Origin of the sequence: Amycolatopsis sp. NPDC051128 (genome assembly GCF_040682715.1) — a bacterium.
Classification (GTDB): Bacteria; Actinomycetota; Actinomycetes; order Mycobacteriales; family Pseudonocardiaceae; genus Amycolatopsis.
Map to the genome: position 1 here is coordinate 33,794 of NZ_JBFBBN010000019.1, position 17,264 is coordinate 51,057.

Sequence of the window (17,264 nt, forward strand, 5' to 3'; positions counted from 1 at the left end):
CTTCAGTCGGGATGGCCCTACAGTAACACTGTTTTAAAACGCTGTCACCAAACCCGCGGCTTTCAGGTCGAAGCTATCTGGAGGAGCTACCTCCGGATCACTTTCATAGTGAAAGTGACGGGTTGGCCCTGAGTCAGCACCAGGAGGGGGTCGCGGAGGGCGGCGAGCGACGCCAGTGGGTCGCCTTCGACGATCAGGACGTCCGCCGCGAGCCCGGGTTCGAGGCGCCCGGTCACCGAGGCGAGCCCCAGGCCGGCCGCGCTGTCCTCGGTCGCGATCTCCAGGATCCGGCGCCGCCCGAACCCGAGCCATTCGTACAGCTCCAGCGCGCCGACCGGGTCGTCGAACACCGAGCCGGGCAGGCCCGCGTCGGTTCCGGAGAGCAGCCGGACGCCGTGCTCCTCGAGCCACGGCAGCCGCCCGTACATCGCCTGCGCGACGGCGTCGCCGAGCTTCTCGACGATCACCCGCCAGTTGCGGCTGCTCGTCGAGCAGGCCGAGATGCCTTCGGCGGCCATCCGCTTCGCCACCGGCTCCCGGCGATCGAAGGCGCGGGGCCCGGTCAGGAAACTGCAGTGCTCGATCGTCGACACCCCGGCCTCGACCGCGGCTTCGATCGCGTCGGCGCCGTGGGCGTGCGCCGCCACCGGCAGCCCGTGCGAAGCCGCGTGCGAGACGATCACGCCGAGCTGCCGGGCGTCGAACTGCGACTCCCACATGTCGGCGCCGCCTTCGGTGATCTGGCCGCCGCTGGCCATCACCTTGATCACGTCGGCGCCGGCTTCGGCGTTTTCGTCGATCCGGGCGCGGATGTCGTCGTCGGACGCGGTTTCGCCGCCGAAGAAGTGACAGTGCCCGCCCGGCACGGTGATCGGCGGGCCCGACACGAGCAGCCGCGGCGCCACGGAACCCTCGAACGACCGGCGGACCGCGGCGCCGAGGTGCCCGCGATCCCCGAGATCCCGCACCGTCGTGACGCCACTGCGCAGCATCGACGTCAGCCGCGTGCGCGCGCCGTCCAGCAGGTCGCCGTCCGCTTCGAAACGGGCCAGCATTTCGCGGGAAGCGTCGAAGGCCAGGTGCACGTGGACGTTGAAGAGCCCGGCCAGCGCGGTGCCGGTCGGGAAATCGTGCCGCGAAGCGTCCGGCGCGGCCTGCGCGACGACGTCCGCGCGCGGGCCGGCCGCCACGATCACGCCGTCGCGGACGAGCACGGCGCCGTCGCGCACCGGCGTCGACGGCCGCGGCAGCACCCGGCCCGCGGTGATCAAGACGTCCACGTCACGCCCCCGTGTCCATCGCGGCCGACAGCGCGAGCAGTGGCCGGACGTCGGATTCGATGTCGTCCGCCCCGGCGGGCAGGACCTGCTTGGCGCGGCCGTCGCTGGCTTCGCCCGCCGCGTGCCGCTCCAGCGCCGTCTTCAACGCGCCCGCCGCGGCCTCCGGATCGGTGGCGACGACCTCGCCGAAGTCCGCGTCCAGGTACGGCGACAGCTGAACCAGGCCGTCCCGGATCTCGATCACCCGGCGGTAGTACACGCGGTGGACCCCGCGCGGCGGCGTCCGCAGCACGATGCTGGGGAACGCCCGGACCAGGACCGTCCACAAGGGAGCGAGCGCGTCGTGCTCGCGTCGATGCCGGCGGCGTCGCCGCAGGGCCGAAACCCGTGCCCGCACCCCCGGGTACGTGACGCCGGCGAGGAACAGCATCCCGCCGACGATCACGAACGGCACGCCGAGCAGCAGCAGGACCTTCACGACCGGCCCGAACACCCATGCCACCACGATGTACAGCGCGCGGAAGATGCTGCCCACCGCCGAGCAGGCCAGGCCGATCGCGCCCAGCCGCAGGCCGATCCGCAGGTTCCGGTCGGCCACCTGCAGGTACCGCACGATCCAGGCCGTGCAGGCGACGAGGCCGTAGATCAGGTACAGCCCGGCGCCGAGGTAGAAGACCGCGACCCCGCTGTCGTGGATCGTCGACGGCCCCAGCGGCCGCCCGCGCAGCTCCGGTGGCGTCAGGACCATCGCGACGATCATCAGCGTGATCGCCGCGGCCAGCGGCGCGAGTTCCACCGCCACCCGGCGGTTCCGCCGGGGGCCCAGCGCGGAGCCGAGGAAGAAGATCACCAGTGCGCAGAGGGCGCACGCCAGCAGGACGTTGTTCGCCACCCGCGCCGCGCCCCGGCCGAGGAGCGCGTCCACTTCGTCGGAGAGCACCGGCTGTTGCAGCAGGAACGCCGCGGCGAACCCGGCCACGCACGCGGTGACGGCCCAGTTCGGCAGCGTCGGCGCGCGCGTCACCTGGTAGATCCGCCACGCGAGCGCGGCGGAGAACAGCACCAGCGCGATCAGGTTGAGGGGACTGAAAAGTGTGCTCACAACCACCCTTGGTGATCGCCGAGCGCCCCCTGGATCCGGCGGAGATCCCGGTCAGCGGCGCGCCGGGGGATCGTGTAGTTCAGGACCGACGCCCATTCGAGGATGATCGTCGCGACCGTTTCGGCTTCCCACTCGTGGGCGTCATCGTAGGACGACCGGCGCAGCGCGCGGTGTACGGCATCCGGGTCAAGATCGGGAGCGGGCCCGCGCAGGAAGTCGGCGGGCTCGGCGTCGCCGTGCGGGTGGTGGTCCGCCAGCATGTGCCCCAGCTCGTGCAGGATGATGTGGTCTTGGTGCGATTTCGTCGTTTCCGCCTGGTAGAAGATGTAGTCGGCGGCCGACGTCGCGATCCAGCAGCCGAACGGTCCCGGCACCTCCAGCGGGTACGCCATCAACCGGATCGGCTTCCCGCGCTGGTCGCCCAGCCGCGCGCACAGCACCTCGACGTCGAGCGGCGGCCCGATGTCGAGCTGCTTCAGCAGCGTCCGGCACCGGCGGCGCAGCTCTCGTTCCTTCATCGCGCCGCGTCTTCCGGATTCCGGCCCTCGCGTTCAGCGCGTTCGTAGCGCTCGACGAGCTCCAGCAGGTCCATCACCTGCCGCCGTCCCTGCGGCGAAAGCTCCTGTGCGCGCATCGCCATCAGCTGTGCTTCACCGGCCGGGGCCGTGGCCACCTCTTCGTCGAAGAAGTACGTCACCGGCACCCCGAACAGCTTCGCCAGCGCCTCGACGTAGTGAATCTTCGGGTTGACCCGCTTGCCCGTCGCGAGCTGCTGAAGGTAGGCGGGCGACATCGCCGGCCCACCCGCCCGCTCCACGGCGGCCGAGATCTCCCGGTAGCTGTGCGGTGCGCGGCCGTCCACCCGAGCCGCCTCGATCAGGGCGCTCAGGCGCTCCGCGAAGGTGCGTTCCCGTGGCATGTCCGCCCCCTAGGTTTCCGCCGTGAAAATTCTAGCCAGGAAACCACTGTACGCACATGTTGACAGTTATCGTATGCAGTGGTTTACAGTGGCCTCGCCTCTCGCCTGGCGTTCCGTACCCTGGGGGTGTACAGAACCGCTCAGGCGAGAGGCTGTCGCGCCTTCGACTCGTCATGATCGGTCGTCTGTAGTACGCTTCGGGGGCCAAGGTCGATCGCCCTCGAGGCGAACCCTTGGTTACGGCCTGTCGCCGGAGGTCGACCCCCAGGGCTTCCGGTGACAGGCTCCTTTATTTCGGTGCTTCAACCCATCAACGTCGCGGCCAGCGTGCCGCCCAGTTCGGTGCACGCCTCCAGGGTCTTTTTGCCGGGATCGCCCGTGCTGATCACCGGTTCCGCCGCCTTCACCCACGCCAGGCCCGTCGTGATCGAGAGCAGCTGGCGTTCCGTTCCCGACGTGTCGCTGTTTCCGTGGATCCAGTACCCGAACGGGCGGCCCTGGGTCGAGTCCAGGCACGGGTAATAAACCGTGTCGAAGAAGTGCTTCAACGCGCCGCTCATGCTGCCCAGGTTCGCCGGCGTGCCCAGCAGGTAGCCGTCCGCTTCGAGCACGTCCGGGACCGTCGCCGCCAGTGCCGCGCGGCGGACCACCTCCACCCCTTCGATGTCCGGGTGGGTCGCGCCCGCCAGCACCGCTTCGAACAGCGCCTGCGTCGACGGCGACGGCGTGTGGTGCACGATCAGGAGCCTCGGCATCAGGCGAGCAGCTCCTCGACGTCCGCCCGCAGCGTCGCCAGCCGCGCCTGGCCCGCCGTGCGCGCCTCCGCCAGTGCCCCCGTCGCCGGCGCCACCACCTGCAGGTACGCCTTCAGCTTCGGCTCCGTCCCGGACGGCCGGACCACCACCCGCACCCCCTCGCCGGTCAGGCGCAGCACGTCCGCGTCCGGCAGCAGGTCCTCGCACGTCACCTCGACGCCGCCGAGCCGCGACGGCGGCGTCTCGCGCACCTTCGTCATCAACCGCCCGCGAACGGCGAGATCCGTGACCCGCAGCGAAACCTGGTCCGTCAGGTGCACGCCGTGGCGCTGCGCCAGCTCGTCGAGCACGTCCAGCGGCGTGCGGCCTCGCGCCTTCAGCTGCGCGGCGAGCCCGGCTGCCAGCGTCGCGGCGGCGATGCCGTCCTTGTCCCGCACGAACCCCGGGTTCACGCACAGCCCGAGCGCCTCTTCGTAGGCGAACACGAGCCCTTTGCCGGCCCGCACCAGCCACTTGAACCCGGTCAGCGTCTCGGCGTAGCGGGCTCCCTCGGCCTTCGCGATCTCGCCCAGCATCGACGACGACACGATCGTCGTGGCCACCAGCGGATCCGGCAGCAGGGTGCGGTCCACTGTGGACAGGACGTGCGCACCCAGCAGCACGCCGGTCTCGTCGCCGCGCAGCATCCGCCACTCCCCGTCTCGCTCCCGCACGCCCAGCGCGCACCGGTCGGCGTCCGGGTCGAGCGCGATCGCCAGGTCGGCGTCCACATCGGACGCCAGCACCAGCAGCAGGTCCGTCGCGCCCGGCTCCTCCGGGTTCGGGAACGACACCGTCGGGAAGTCCGGGTCCGGCGCGGCCTGGGCGTCCACCAGGTGCAGGTCGGTGAACCCGGCCCGCTCGAACGCCGCGCGCAGCGTGTCGGCGCCGACGCCGTGCAACGCCGTCGCGGCCACCCGCACCCCGCGCTCGTGGCCCAGCGGCAGGGTCGCGACCTCGTCGAGGTAGCAGCCGAGCAGGTCGACGACCTCGGCGCCGTCGGCCCGCGGCACGCTCACCGCGGCGGGCGCGGCCTGGATGGCGCGCTCGATCTCGCCGTCGGACGGTGGCACGATCTGCCCGCCGGTCGCGTCGTAGAGCTTGTACCCGTTGTCCGCCGGGGGATTGTGTGACGCGGTGATCTGGATCCCGGCCACCGCGCCGAGCCGCCCGACGGCGAACGCGAGCACCGGCGTCGGCAGCGGCCGGGGCAGCACCTTGACGTCGAAGCCGGCCGCGACGAGCACCTCGGCAGCCGCGGTCGCGAACGCCTCCGAGCCGTGCCGCGCGTCGCGGCCGACGATGACCAGCGCGCCGGCGTGCCCATGCGCCTTCAGCCACTCCGCCACACCAGCCGTCGTGCGGGTGACGACGGCGACGTTCATCCCGTTCGGCCCGGCGCGCACCGGGCCACGCAGGCCGGCCGTGCCGAACTCCAGCGGCCCGGCCATCCGGTCGGCGAGCTCGTCGGCGGCACCGGGTTCGCCGCCCATCGCGCGGGCCAGCACGGCCTGCAACTCGGCGCGGGTTTCGGCGTCCGGGTCGTCGGCGATCCAGCGGAAAGCGGCTTCGCGCAGGGTGGAATTCAATGTCACCGCGTCAGCCTACGGGCTAGGGTGGGGTAGGTGCGCTTACTCTTCACCTCACTGGGGTCCTTCGGCCACACCTTCCCGCTCGTCCCGCTGGCGGTCGCCGCGCGCGACGCGGGCCACGACGTCGTCTTCGCCACCTCGGAAGACTTCCTGCCACAGCTGCGGAAAGCCGGGCTCGAAACGGCGGCGGCCGGGCTCGCCATCAAGGACGCGTTCGGTCAGGCGTTCGCCGAGTCCGGACCGTCCGGCCCGCCGGGGCCGCGCCGCGACATCCCGCAGGAGGTGCTGATGCCGATCGTCGCGAAGGTGTTCGGCGAGCTCATGCCCAAGCGGTTCGTCGCCGATCTGCTGCCGCTGTTCGAGCACGTCCGGCCCGACCTGGTCGTGAGCGAGGCGGGCAACTCGGGCGGCGCGTTCGCCGCGATGAAGGCCGGGATTCCGGTGGTGGCCCACGGTTTCGGCCGGGTGTCGGGCGACGACCCGGTGGTCATGCGGATCCGCGGCGCCATCCAAGAGCACGGCGCCGAGCTGGGGATCGAGGTCGGCGACGACCTGGCATTCGACGCTCCGTTCGTCGACATCTGCCCGGAGTCGGTGCAGGACCCGGGATTCCTGGCGCGCACGACGCGCGTCCCGCTGCGGCCGGTCGGCTGGAGCGAGCCGGGCGAGCTGCCGGCGGGCGTGCTGGACAAGCGGCGGCCGCTGGTCTACCTGACGCTCGGCACGGCGATGGGGCACGCGGGCGTGCTCACCGAAGCGATCGCCGGTCTGTCCGGTTTGGACGTCGACGTCCTGGTCGCCACCGGCCCGTCGCTGGCCGACGCCGCGCTGGGCGACGTCCCGCCGAACGTCCGGCTCGAGGCGTGGGTCCCGCAGGCGGCGCTGCTCCCGCACGTCGATCTGGTCGTCCACCACGGCGGCAGCGGCACGACGCTGGGCGCGTTCGGCGCGGCTCTCCCGCAGCTGCTGCTGCCGCAGGGCGCGGACCAGTTCAGCAACGCGGACGCGGTGCTCGCGGCCGGCGTCGGCGACCGCCTGCTCGGCGCCGAAGTCACGGCCGACGCGGTGGCTTCGAAGGCCGGTCACCTGCTCACGGACCTGTCGGTCCGCGACGCGGCCCGCACGCTGGCGGCGGAGGTGGCGGCCATGCCGTCCCCGGCCGACGTCGCCGCCCAGCTCCCCACCCTGACCTGACCCCCAACGTCACTTTCTCCGTGAAAGTGTTGTGGAGGACTGACCTCCGGAACACTTTCATGGAGAAAGTGACGGCTCGAGGTCAGGCGCGGGTGACCAGTTCGCGCAGCAGCGAGCCCATGTCGGTCGCCGCCGCGCGGCCCGCTTCCAGGACCTCCTGATGGTTCAGCGGCTCGCCGGTCATGCCCGCGGCCAGGTTCGTCACCAGGGACAGCCCGAACACCTCGACGCCGGCCGCGCGGGCCGCGATCGCCTCCAGGACCGTCGACATCCCGACCAGGTCCGCGCCCAGCGTGCGCAGCATCCGGATCTCCGCCGGCGTCTCGAAGTGCGGCCCGGTCAGGCCCGCGTAGACGCCCTCCTCCAGCGACGGGTCGATTTCGCGGGCGGTGTCCCGCAGCCGCGCCGAATACAGGTCCGTCAGGTCGACGAAGTTCGCGCCGGTGATCGGCGAGCGCGCGGTCAGGTTCAGGTGGTCCGAGATCAGCACCGGCTGCCCCACCCGGAACCCCTCGCGCAGCCCGCCCGCCGCGTTCGTCAGCAGCACCGACCGGACGCCGGCCGCCGCGGCGGTGCGCACGTTGTGCACCACCGGGTCGATGCCCTTGCCCTCGTAGAAGTGCGTCCGCCCCAGCATGACCAGGACGTTCTTGTCGCCGACGCGCAGCGAGCGGATGGTGCCGCCGTGGCCCACCGCGCCGGGCGTGGTGAAGCCGGGCAGTTCGGCGAACGGGATCTCCGTCTCGCACTCCCCGATGACGTCCGCCGCCGGGCGCCAGCCCGATCCCAGGACCACCGCGATGTCGTGCGCGTCCACGCCGGTGCGCTTGGCGATGGCGGCCGCGGCCTCGTGTTCACTCATGCCAGGGAGCGTATCCGGACGCTCCGCACCACGAGGAACACCACCAGCCCGAACGGCGACAGGAAGATCGTCAGCAGCAGGATCGGGCTCACGATCCACGGCGAGATGTCCCGTGACCGCGCTTCGAAGTACATCCACCGCGCGATGAACAGGTCGAACGCGATGAGGTGCGCCCAGACGAGCCCCGTGCCCCACGGCGTGGCCAGCAGCGTTTGGAGGACGCCGAGGTCGGGCCGGAGCATCGCCCGTCCCCACTCGCCGAAGTGCGGCAGCGCGAGCCCGAAGTAGCAGACCAGCGGCAGCAGCGGCACCCACGGCGACGCCATGATCCGCGCGGTCCGGCGCCACTTCGGCGCCAGGATCATCAGCGCCCAGAACGGCGTGGCCAGGGGGAACGCCCAGGTGAACAGTGCCTGCGTCATCGGACCGCCGCACGGTCCGGGACGCGCACGACGGCCAGCGCCCCCAGCCCGACGGCCGCGACCAGGAGCGCGAACGCGCTCAGCGTCGTGGCGTCCGGGTGCGCGATCGACTGCGCCCGCAGCGCCTGCCAGGTGACCAGGGCGATCAGCCCGGCGTAGCCGGCCGCGCCGACCAGGAGGAGCCGCCCGCGGACGACGTCGTCGCGCAGCCGGGGGAAGCGGGTGGCCAGTGCGGCCAGCGCGATGGCCAGCAGCGGCAGCGCCTGCAGGGCGTGCATCCCGACGAAGTGCGGGATCCGCAGGTCGCCCGCCACCGTGCTCCAGCCGAGGATCGGCAGGCCGGGGCCGCCGTCGGCGAGCCCGACGGTGTGCCCGCCGACCAGGTCCGGCCGGCCGCCGGTCCGCCACTGCGCGAGCTGCTGCGCGGTCGGGTTCGTCATCAGCTGGCCGAGCGTGATCCCCACCAGCGAGAGCGCCGCCCCGGCCCGGACCGCCCAGTGCGACGCGCGGTCGGGCACCTTCGTGAACAGCATCAGCACGGTGAGCGCCAGGGTGGCGACCCAGAGCACGGCGATCATCACGGCCATGGTGCCGAAGATCGCGGCGTCCTGCGGGGTCGCGACGTTGAAGTGGCTCGCGCGGCCGCGCGCGGCCTGGAAGACCAGCAGGACGTACTCGGCGGCGAAGATCAGGACCAGGAGATTCGTGAGCCAGTTCGCCGTGCGCCGGAACCGCGGCAGCAGCGAGACGAGCCAGCTCCACGTGGCGAAGTAGAGCGCGCCGGACACCGCGAACTTGAGCGGCTTGGCCCAGATCGGCGCGCCCGCCAGGGTTCGCTGGTCGACGAGCATGGCGGCGACGCACAGCACCGCCACCACCCCGAAGGCGGCGGCCGCGAGCGTGGCCGGGCGGTGCCACCCGCGCGTTCTGCTCTGGAGATCGGCAAGGATGGTCATGAGGTCCTCCCATAACGGATAGTCAAACTCTCCGTTATGGGAAGTTAAACTATCCATGCTGAGAAGTCTTCAGGGTTGACCCCGAGGCCGTCCCTGGGATCGGAGCGAGTGCATGCGGATGGCCGAACTGAGCGCCGAGTCCGGGGTGCCGGTCGCGACCGTCAAGTACTACCTGCGCGAAGGCCTGCTCCCGCCCGGGGCGCGGACCAGCCCGAACCAGGCCCGGTACTCCGCGGCGCACGTCCAGCGGCTCCGGCTGATCAAGGCGCTCACCGAGGTCGGCGGGCTGACGCTGGCCTCGGTCGGCGCCGTGCTGCGCGCGATCGACGAGCACGAAACCCCGCACCAGACGATGGGCGTCGTCCAGCAGGAGCTGGCCGGGCCCGCGCCGAAGGTGTCCGACGAGGCCGCCGGGTGGGCGACCGGGCTGCTCCAGGACCTCGCCCGCCGCCACGGCTGGCAGTGGCACGAACCCGGGACCGGCGAACCCGGGAACAACGAGGTCGCCAACCTCGTCGCCGCGCTGGCCACGGCGAAGGAGCTCGGGCACGAGAGGCTGGCCGAACGGCTCGACGAGTACGTCCGGCTGGCACTGCGCGTCGCGGAGGTCGACGTCGAGGTGGTGGTCGGGCTGACGTCGGTCGACAAGATCATCGAGGTCGGGCTGATCGCCACCGTGCTCGGCGACCGGATCTTCGCCGGGTTGCGCCACCTCGCCCAGGAGCAGCTGTCCCGCGAGCTGCTCGGCGGGCCGCCCGCCTAGTCGGAGACGCGCAGCGTGGGCGCGACGCGGTCGAAGACGTCCGCCCGGGCCGTGTCCTCCTGCTCGGACGGCGCGGTGACGGAGAGGATCCACAGGCTGGTGCCCGCCTGGACGAGGTTCGAGAACGTCACCCGGGTGCCCCCGCCGCCGTCGCGGCTGCCGCCCTCGGCCATGCGGTAGACCAGCGTCGTGCTCTTGCCGTCCGGCGTCGGCGACGGCGGGAAGAGCTCGAGCGCGCCGCTGGAGTTGGACTGCTTCAGCCAGGCGATGTACTCGTCGTCGTCCTTGAACTGGCCGAAGTACTTCGGCAGCCGTTCCAGCCGGAGCGACCGGCGGCCGTCGGGCGAGACGTACTGGACGACCGTGCTCACCCCGAACTTGACGGTGTTGTGCGGGGCGACGAACTTCTGCCAGCCCGCCGGCACGTCGAGTTCGAACTGCCCGCCGTCGCCGGTCGCGTAGCTCGCGTCGCCGGTCTGGTGCACCAGATCCGGTGGCGGTACTTCGGTCGGCCCGTTCGGCGTGCCGGCCGCCGCGGCGGCCGGGGGCAGCAGCGACTCCCCGCCGACCGTCCTGGCCAGCGCGAACCCGCCGCCCGCGGCGAGGAGGAAGAGCAGGATCGCCACCGCGACGAGGGCGGCGGTGGCCGCGGTGGTGCGCCGCCCTCGCGTCGGCGGTGGCGGCGGGAGCGGGGCGAACACGGTCGGCGGATCGGCGGTGCGCGCCGGGGCGGGCGGGCGCAGGAACGGCAGCGGGCCCGGGTCGGCGGCGAGCTCGCTGCTCGACGCCTCGGCCTTCTTCTCCGCCTTCTCGGGCAGGACGGTCTTGATCACCTGGGTGTCGGTCGCGTCCGGCTGCGCGGACGTCTTCTTGCCGTCCGGGGTGCGGAACAGGTCGGGCCCGAAGAGGTCGAGCGGCGTCTTCGTCTGCAGCGGGTACAGCCGGTGCCGGACCTCGCGCAGCGTGATCCGCTTGCCGGGCTCCTTCCGCATCAGCGCGCCGATGACGTCGGCGAGGGGCCCGGCCTTCGGCTTGGGCACCTTCCCGTTGACGACCTTGCCGACGGTTTCCAGCGGGTCGCCGTCGGCGTCGTACGGCGGCGCGCCCTCGACCGCGGCGAACAGCGTCGCGCCGAGGCCCCACAGGTCGGCGGCCGGGATGACGGCGCCGCCGGAGGCGACCTCCGGCGCGATGTAGGCGGGGGAGCCGAGCATGATCCCGGTGCGGGTCATGGTCGCCTCGGAGACGTTGCGCGCGATGCCGAAGTCGGTCAGCTTGATCCGGCCGTCGCTGGCGACCAGGACGTTCCCCGGCTTGACGTCGCGGTGGGTGATCCCGGCGGCGTGCGCGGCCTCCAGCGCGGACGCCACCGCGATGCCGACGGCGGCGGCCTGCTCGACGGTCAGCGGCCCGTGGTCACGCAGGATGTGCGCCAGGCTGCGCGAGGGCAGCAGCTCCATCACCACGAACGGCTGGTCGTTCTCGCGGGCGACGTCGTGCAGGATGATCACGTTCGGATGGGAGAGCACGGCGATCGCGCGCGCCTCGCGCAGCGTCCGCTCCCGCAGCTCGTCCGCCTGCGACGCCGGGATGCCCGGCGGGACCTTCATCTCCTTGACGGCCACCTGCCGGTGCAGGAACTCGTCGTAGGCCGACCAGACGGTGCCCATCGACCCGGAGCCGAGCACCGAACGCAGCCGGTAGCGACCGGCGATCACTCGTGTCTCTTCGCTGGAGGGGGGCACGCGTCAATTGTGGCGTACCCGACCGACCCTTATTTGCCTAGGGGCGCGACTAGAGTCACAGGTCCGACGCGGCCCGTGCCTCTACCATCACTGGGTATGACTGAAGTGGCCGGTCCGGAGTCAGTGCCGATCTCCGAACTCGACCTGGCGGCCGAGTTCCCCCAGGCGACGCGGGAGCAGTGGCAGGCGCTGGTCGCCGGGGTGTTACGCAAGAGCGGCAAGCTCCCAGAGGACTTCGCGGGCGCCCCGGAGAGCAAGCTCGTCACGCGGACCTACGACGGGATCGAGATCCAGCCGCTGTACACGGCCGAGGACGTGCCGGGGGCCGCCGGGTTCCCCGGGCTGCCGCCGTTCGTGCGCGGTTCCCGGCCGGAAGGCCAGGTCAGCACGGGTTGGGACGTCCGCGCCCGCTTCACCGGCGACGACGCCCGCGCGGTCAACCGGGCGATCCTCGCCGACCTCGAAGGCGGGGTGACGTCGATCTGGCTGACCGTGGCGCCCGCGTCGCTGGCCGACGCGCTCAACGACGTCTACATCGACCTGGCGCCGGTGGTCCTGGACGCCGGCGCTTCGTACGAAGCCGCCGCCGACGCGCTGCTCGAGCTGTTCACCGAGCGGGAGATCCCGGCGAGCGAAGCCACCGCGGTGCTGGGCGCCGACCCGATCGGGCTGGCGGCCCGGTCCGGCTCCGCCGTGGCGCTGGAACCGGCTGCCGCGCTCGCCGCGCGTGTCGCCGCGAGGTACCCGAAGGTGCGCACGATCGTCGCCGACGGGCTGCCGTTCCACGAAGCCGGCGGGTCGGACGCGCAGGAGCTGGGCGCGCTCGTCGCCGCCGGCGTCACCTACCTGCGGGCGCTGACCGACGCCGGGCTGGACGCCGAGGCCGCGGCCGGGCAGCTCGAGTTCCGGATCGCCGCGACCGCCGACCAGTTCTCCACGATCGCGAAGCTGCGCGCGGCCCGCCGCCTGTGGGCGCGCGTCGCCGAGGTCTGCGGCTTCTCTTCGCCCATGCGCCAGCACGCCGTGACGTCGCCGGCGATGCTGACCCGGCGCGACCCGTGGGTGAACATGCTGCGCACGACGCTCGCCTGCTTCGGCGCGGGCGTCGGCGGCGCGGACGCGGTCACCGTGCTGCCGTTCGACGCCGCGATCGGCCGTCCCGAGAACACCTCTGCGTTCTCCGCGCGGATCGCCCGCAACACCCACGCCGTGCTGCTGGAGGAGTCCAAGCTGGCCGGCGTGGTCGACCCGGCGGGCGGCTCCTGGTACGTCGAGAAGCTCACCGACGACCTGGCCCACGTGGCGTGGGCCGAGTTCACCGCCATCGAGGCGGCGGGCGGACTGGTCGCCGAGCTGGCGTCCGGAGCGCTGGCCGGGCGGCTGGCTTCGACGTGGGAGAAGCGCTCGTCGCGGATCGCGACCCGGCGCGACCCGCTCACCGGCGTCAGCGAGTTCCCCAACCTGGCCGAGAAGCCGGTGGTCCGGACGCCGGTGGAGTCCACTGTGGAAGGTGGGCTGCCGCGGCACCGGTACGCCGAAGGCTTCGAGGCGCTGCGGGACGCGTCGGACGCGTACCTCGCCGAGCACGGGGAGCGGCCGAAGATCTTCCTGGCCACGCTGGGCCCGGTCGCCGCGCACACCGCGCGCGCCGGGTTCGCCGCCAACCTGTTCCAGGCGGGCGGGATCGAAGCCGTCAACCCGGGCGCGACGGACGACCTGGCCGGCGCGTTCCGTTCGAGCGGGGCCCGGATCGCCTGTCTCTGCGGCACCGACGACGCCTACGCGGCGCAGGCGGCCGACGTCGCCGCGTCCCTCGGCGCCGAACACGTCTTACTGGCGGGCAAGGGTTCCTACGACGGCGTGGACGCCAACGTCTTCGCCGGCTGCGACGCCCTGGAAGTCCTGAACGACCTGCACGCCAAGCTGGGAGTTGTGCGATGAGCATCCCGAACTTCGCCGGCGTCGACCTCGGCTCGCCGTCACCGGGCGACCGCGACACGTGGGCGCGCGCGGTGGAGGCCGCCACCGGGAAGGGCCCGGACGCCCTGGCCTGGGAGACGCCCGAGGGCATCGGCGTCAAGCCGGTCTACACCGCCGACGATCTGTCCGATGTGGACTTCCTGGCCACCTACCCCGGCATCGCGCCCTTCCTGCGCGGGCCGTACCCGACGATGTACGTCAACCAGCCGTGGACCATCCGCCAGTACGCCGGGTTCTCCACCGCCGAGGAGTCCAACGCGTTCTACCGGCGCAACCTCGCCGCCGGGCAGAAGGGCCTGTCGGTCGCCTTCGACCTGGCCACCCACCGCGGCTACGACTCCGACCACCCCCGCGTCTCCGGCGACGTCGGCATGGCGGGCGTCGCCATCGACTCCATCTACGACATGCGGCAGCTCTTCGACGGCATCCCGCTCGACAAGATGTCGGTGTCGATGACGATGAACGGCGCGGTGCTGCCGGTACTCGCCTTGTACGTGGTGGCGGCCGAGGAGCAGGGGGTGAAGCCGGAGCAGCTCGCGGGGACCATCCAGAACGACATCCTCAAGGAGTTCATGGTCCGCAACACCTACATCTACCCGCCGCAGCCGTCGATGCGGATCATCTCCGACATCTTCTCCTACACGTCGCGGCACATGCCGAAGTACAACTCGATCTCCATCTCCGGCTACCACATGCAGGAAGCCGGGGCGACCGCCGACCTGGAGCTGGCCTACACGCTGGCCGACGGCGTCGAGTACATCCGCGCCGGCGTCGACGCCGGGCTGGACGTCGACAAGTTCGCGCCGCGGCTGTCGTTCTTCTGGGCGATCGGCATGAACTTCTTCATGGAGGTCGCGAAGCTCCGCGCGGCGCGCCTGCTGTGGGCGAAGCTCGTGAAGGGCTTCTCGCCGACGTCGTCGAAGTCGCTTTCGCTGCGGACGCACTCTCAGACGTCCGGCTGGTCGCTGACCGCGCAGGACGTCTACAACAACGTCGTGCGCACCTGCGTCGAGGCGATGGCCGCGACCCAGGGGCACACGCAGTCGCTGCACACCAACGCCCTGGACGAGGCTCTCGCCCTGCCGACCGACTTCTCCGCGCGGATCGCCCGCAACACGCAGCTGCTGCTGCAGCAGGAGTCCGGCACGACGCGCGTCATCGACCCGTGGGGCGGCAGTGCCTTCGTCGAGAAATTGACCTACGACCTCGCACGCAAGGCGTGGGGCCACATCAGCGAGGTCGAGCAGGCCGGCGGGATGGCCAAGGCGATCGACGCGGGCATCCCCAAGCTGCGCATCGAGGAGGCCGCGGCCCGCACCCAGGCGCGCATCGACTCCGGGCGGCAGCCGGTGATCGGGGTGAACAAGTACCAGGTGACCGCTGACGAGGAGATCGAAGTCCTCAAGGTCGACAACGCCGGCGTCCGCGCCCAGCAGCTGGAGAAGCTGCGGCGGTTGCGTGCCGAGCGCGATCCCGCCGCCACGGAAGACGCCCTGCGCCGGCTCACCGAGGGCGCCGGCAACGGCGGCAACCTCCTGGAACTGGCGATCGACGCGGCCCGCGCGAAGGCCACGGTCGGCGAGATCTCCGACGCGCTGGAGAAGATCTGGGGCCGGCACGCCGGCCAGATCCGGACCATCTCGGGGGTGTACCGGGAGGAGGTGGGGAAGACGCAGAACGTCGAGAAGGCCCGCAAGCTGGTCGAAGAGTTCGCCGAGGAAGAGGGGCGCCGTCCCCGGATCCTCGTCGCGAAGATGGGCCAGGACGGCCACGACCGCGGCCAGAAGGTGATCGCCACCGGCTTCGCCGACATCGGCTTCGACGTCGACGTCGGCCCGCTGTTCTCCACCCCGGCCGAGGTCGCCCGCCAGGCGATCGAGGCGGACGTCCACGTCGTCGGCGTCTCGTCGCTGGCCGCCGGGCACCTCTCGCTGGTGCCCGCGCTGCGCCACGAGCTCGCCGAGCTGGGCCGCGAGGACATCATGGTCGTCGTCGGCGGCGTCATCCCGCCGCAGGACTACCCGGCGCTGCGCGAGGCCGGCGCGGCCGCGATCTTCGGGCCCGGCACGGTGCTCGCGGACGCCGCCATCGACCTGCTCGGCCAGCTGACGGCGCGGGAGTCCTGACCCTTGCCGCGCAAGATCGACGTCACCGCCTACGCCAAGGGGGTGCTCGCGGGCGACCGCGGGACGCTGTCGAAGGCGATCACGCTGGTCGAGTCGCAGCGTGAAGACCACCGGGCGCAGGCGCAGGAACTGCTCGTCGAGCTGCTGCCTTCTTCGGGTGGCGCGCGGCGCGTCGGCATCACCGGCGTCCCCGGTGTCGGCAAGTCGACATTCATCGACCAGCTGGGGACCGACCTGACCGCCGCCGGGCACCGCGTCGCCGTCTTGGCCGTCGACCCGTCGTCGACGCGGACCGGCGGGTCGATCCTCGGCGACAAGACCCGGATGGCGCGGCTGGCGGTGGATCCGCAGGCCTTCATCCGGCCCTCCCCAACGTCCGGGACCTTGGGCGGCGTCGCGCGGGCGACCCGCGAGACGATCGTCCTGATGGAGGCCGCCGGCTACGACATCGTGCTGGTCGAGACGGTCGGCGTCGGGCAGTCCGAGGTGACCGTGGCGAACATGGTCGACTGCTTCCTGTTCCTGACGCTGGCCCGGACCGGCGACCAGCTCCAGGGCATCAAGAAGGGCGTGCTGGAACTCGCCGACGTCATCGCCGTCAACAAGGCCGACGGTGACCACGAGCGCGATGCCCGGCGGGCGGCGCGGGAGCTGGCCGGCGCGCTGCGGATGATCTACGGGCCCGAAGCGTCGTGGACGCCACCGGTGCTGACCTGCAGTGGTCTGCACAACCTGCGCCTCGACGAGGTCTGGGGCGCGATCGAGAAGCACCGCGACACGCTCACGGCGTCCGGCGAACTCGACGCCCGGCGCCGTCGGCAGCAAGTGGACTGGACCTGGGCGATGGTTCGCGAACAGCTGCTGAGTCGGCTGGCGGCGCATCCGGACGTGCGAACGGTCGTTCCCGACGTCGAACGGGCGGTGCGGGACGGTGAGCTGACGGCTACCCTCGGTGCACAGCGGATCCTCGACGCGTTCGGTCCACCGCGTGGTGGCTGACGGCCGGGCGTTCCGCGGGCAGAATGCCGGGTAGCGCGCCGGTCGCAGCGAAGGGATGACATGGCGAAACTGCGGGGTCTGGTCCTGGTCGGGGTACTCGGCGCGGTGCTGTTCACCGCGTCGCCGGCGCTGGCCGAGCCGATGCGTCCGGCGGCCGTTTCGGTGACCGTGGCGCACGCCGGGGCGGCGCTCGTCCCCGCGCAGACCACGGCCAACCCGGGCCCGGTGCTCGACCCGGCCCAGACCGACAAGGCGAACACCGAAAAGACCAAGAACAAGCTGATCGCGGGCCTGGTCGCGGCGGTCCTGCTGGCCATCGTGATCTGGGGCAGGCGGATCCGCGCGAAGAAAGCCAAGAGCTCCTGAGTCACCCTCGGCGTTCGGCTTTGCCGAACTCCTGCACACCGTTCAACGCAGATCCGGTACCGGCCGTCTAGGGCGGCCGTTTTCAAGGCGCGCCTTGCCGGCTGCATAGTGCACGATCGTCTGCAAATGCGAACGACAGATCGATCGGCACGTTGCGTGACCCC

At 71.8% G+C, this 17,264-nt stretch carries 16 protein-coding genes; 6 read left to right on the forward strand and 10 right to left on the reverse strand.

All coding sequences use genetic code 11. The features are described from left to right. Positions 1-86: 86 nt before the first annotated feature. The 6 genes from AB0M82_RS20665 to AB0M82_RS20690 form a co-directional block, all read right to left on the reverse strand. Complete coding sequence (locus tag AB0M82_RS20665) at positions 87-1,280, reverse strand: amidohydrolase family protein (RefSeq protein ID WP_364723990.1); 1,194 nt, start codon at positions 1,278-1,280, stop codon at positions 87-89. Between the two features lies 1 nt (position 1,281). Next, on the reverse strand, positions 1,282-2,382 hold the full coding sequence (locus AB0M82_RS20670; protein ID WP_364723993.1) for an MAB_1171c family putative transporter: 1,101 nt from the start codon (positions 2,380-2,382) through the stop codon (positions 1,282-1,284). Further along, the gene (locus AB0M82_RS20675; RefSeq protein ID WP_364723996.1) at positions 2,379-2,900 is read right to left on the reverse strand and encodes a hypothetical protein; all 522 of its coding nucleotides are present in this window, start codon (positions 2,898-2,900) and stop codon (positions 2,379-2,381) included. The genes AB0M82_RS20670 and AB0M82_RS20675 overlap by 4 nt, the downstream gene beginning before the upstream one ends. Continuing rightward, positions 2,897-3,301 carry a helix-turn-helix transcriptional regulator gene (locus tag AB0M82_RS20680; protein WP_364723999.1) on the reverse strand — a complete coding sequence of 135 codons (405 nt, stop codon included), beginning with the start codon at positions 3,299-3,301 and terminating at the stop codon, positions 2,897-2,899. The genes AB0M82_RS20675 and AB0M82_RS20680 overlap by 4 nt, the downstream gene beginning before the upstream one ends. 302 nt (positions 3,302-3,603) lie before the next feature. Beyond that, complete coding sequence (locus tag AB0M82_RS20685) at positions 3,604-4,056, reverse strand: NAD(P)H-dependent oxidoreductase (RefSeq protein ID WP_364724002.1); 453 nt, start codon at positions 4,054-4,056, stop codon at positions 3,604-3,606. Continuing rightward, a complete protein-coding gene (locus tag AB0M82_RS20690; RefSeq protein WP_364724005.1) occupies positions 4,056-5,690 on the reverse strand; it encodes a phospho-sugar mutase in 1,635 nt (544 codons plus the stop codon). Before AB0M82_RS20690 ends, AB0M82_RS20685 begins: the two co-directional genes overlap by 1 nt. A gap of 30 nt (positions 5,691-5,720) precedes the next feature. Here AB0M82_RS20690 and AB0M82_RS20695 point away from each other — a divergent pair, with 30 nt between their 5' ends. Continuing rightward, positions 5,721-6,881 (forward strand): nucleotide disphospho-sugar-binding domain-containing protein, encoded by a 1,161-nt coding sequence (locus tag AB0M82_RS20695; RefSeq protein ID WP_364724007.1) that lies wholly within the window; start codon positions 5,721-5,723, stop codon positions 6,879-6,881. Between the two features lie 82 nt (positions 6,882-6,963). On the opposite strand, the gene AB0M82_RS20700 is transcribed toward AB0M82_RS20695, so the two are convergent. From AB0M82_RS20700 to AB0M82_RS20710, 3 genes are read right to left on the reverse strand one after another with little or no spacing between them, the layout of a single operon-like run. Beyond that, positions 6,964-7,743: a purine-nucleoside phosphorylase gene (locus tag AB0M82_RS20700; RefSeq protein ID WP_364724010.1), complete on the reverse strand. Its 780-nt coding sequence runs from the start codon at positions 7,741-7,743 to the stop codon at positions 6,964-6,966. Further along, positions 7,740-8,165, reverse strand: a complete 426-nt coding sequence (locus AB0M82_RS20705) for an ABA4-like family protein (protein ID WP_364724013.1) — start codon at positions 8,163-8,165, stop codon at positions 7,740-7,742. The genes AB0M82_RS20700 and AB0M82_RS20705 overlap by 4 nt, the downstream gene beginning before the upstream one ends. Beyond that, positions 8,162-9,121 (reverse strand): hypothetical protein, encoded by a 960-nt coding sequence (locus AB0M82_RS20710; RefSeq protein ID WP_364724016.1) that lies wholly within the window; start codon positions 9,119-9,121, stop codon positions 8,162-8,164. The genes AB0M82_RS20705 and AB0M82_RS20710 overlap by 4 nt, the downstream gene beginning before the upstream one ends. Before the next feature lie 112 nt (positions 9,122-9,233). Between AB0M82_RS20710 and AB0M82_RS20715 the strand changes: the two genes are divergently transcribed. Beyond that, on the forward strand, positions 9,234-9,884 hold the full coding sequence (locus tag AB0M82_RS20715) for a MerR family transcriptional regulator (RefSeq protein WP_364724019.1): 651 nt from the start codon (positions 9,234-9,236) through the stop codon (positions 9,882-9,884). Here AB0M82_RS20715 and AB0M82_RS20720 read toward each other — a convergent pair. Then, on the reverse strand, positions 9,881-11,602 hold the full coding sequence (locus tag AB0M82_RS20720) for a serine/threonine-protein kinase (protein ID WP_364724245.1): 1,722 nt from the start codon (positions 11,600-11,602) through the stop codon (positions 9,881-9,883). The two genes, AB0M82_RS20715 and AB0M82_RS20720, sit on opposite strands and share 4 nt — an antisense overlap. Positions 11,603-11,725: 123 nt before the next feature. Between AB0M82_RS20720 and AB0M82_RS20725 the strand changes: the two genes are divergently transcribed. From AB0M82_RS20725 to AB0M82_RS20740, 4 genes are read left to right on the forward strand one after another with little or no spacing between them, the layout of a single operon-like run. Continuing rightward, positions 11,726-13,570 (forward strand): methylmalonyl-CoA mutase family protein, encoded by a 1,845-nt coding sequence (locus tag AB0M82_RS20725; protein WP_364724022.1) that lies wholly within the window; start codon positions 11,726-11,728, stop codon positions 13,568-13,570. Next, positions 13,567-15,735 (forward strand): methylmalonyl-CoA mutase, encoded by a 2,169-nt coding sequence (gene scpA / locus AB0M82_RS20730; protein WP_364724024.1) that lies wholly within the window; start codon positions 13,567-13,569, stop codon positions 15,733-15,735. Before AB0M82_RS20725 ends, scpA begins: the two co-directional genes overlap by 4 nt. 3 nt (positions 15,736-15,738) lie before the next feature. Beyond that, complete coding sequence (gene meaB, locus AB0M82_RS20735; RefSeq protein WP_364724025.1) at positions 15,739-16,734, forward strand: methylmalonyl Co-A mutase-associated GTPase MeaB; 996 nt, start codon at positions 15,739-15,741, stop codon at positions 16,732-16,734. A 60-nt stretch (positions 16,735-16,794) separates the two neighbouring features. Further along, on the forward strand, positions 16,795-17,100 hold the full coding sequence (locus AB0M82_RS20740; protein WP_364724027.1) for a hypothetical protein: 306 nt from the start codon (positions 16,795-16,797) through the stop codon (positions 17,098-17,100). The last annotated feature ends 164 nt before the right edge of the window (positions 17,101-17,264 follow it).

Bases quoted from the DNA above. Each gene is read 5' to 3' on its own strand.
- AB0M82_RS20675 (WP_364723996.1), bottom strand. From the start codon at position 2,900: ATGAAGGAACGAGAGCTGCGCCGCCGGTGCCGGACGCTGCTGAAGCAG.
- AB0M82_RS20680 (WP_364723999.1), bottom strand. From the start codon at position 3,301: ATGCCACGGGAACGCACCTTCGCGGAGCGCCTGAGCGCCCTGATCGAG.
- AB0M82_RS20685 (WP_364724002.1), bottom strand. From the start codon at position 4,056: ATGCCGAGGCTCCTGATCGTGCACCACACGCCGTCGCCGTCGACGCAG.
- AB0M82_RS20700 (WP_364724010.1), bottom strand. From the start codon at position 7,743: ATGAGTGAACACGAGGCCGCGGCCGCCATCGCCAAGCGCACCGGCGTG.
- AB0M82_RS20705 (WP_364724013.1), bottom strand. From the start codon at position 8,165: ATGACGCAGGCACTGTTCACCTGGGCGTTCCCCCTGGCCACGCCGTTC.
- AB0M82_RS20710 (WP_364724016.1), bottom strand. From the start codon at position 9,121: ATGACCATCCTTGCCGATCTCCAGAGCAGAACGCGCGGGTGGCACCGC.
- AB0M82_RS20715 (WP_364724019.1), top strand. From the start codon at position 9,234: ATGCGGATGGCCGAACTGAGCGCCGAGTCCGGGGTGCCGGTCGCGACC.
- AB0M82_RS20725 (WP_364724022.1), top strand. From the start codon at position 11,726: ATGACTGAAGTGGCCGGTCCGGAGTCAGTGCCGATCTCCGAACTCGAC.
- scpA (WP_364724024.1), top strand. From the start codon at position 13,567: ATGAGCATCCCGAACTTCGCCGGCGTCGACCTCGGCTCGCCGTCACCG.
- AB0M82_RS20740 (WP_364724027.1), top strand. From the start codon at position 16,795: ATGGCGAAACTGCGGGGTCTGGTCCTGGTCGGGGTACTCGGCGCGGTG.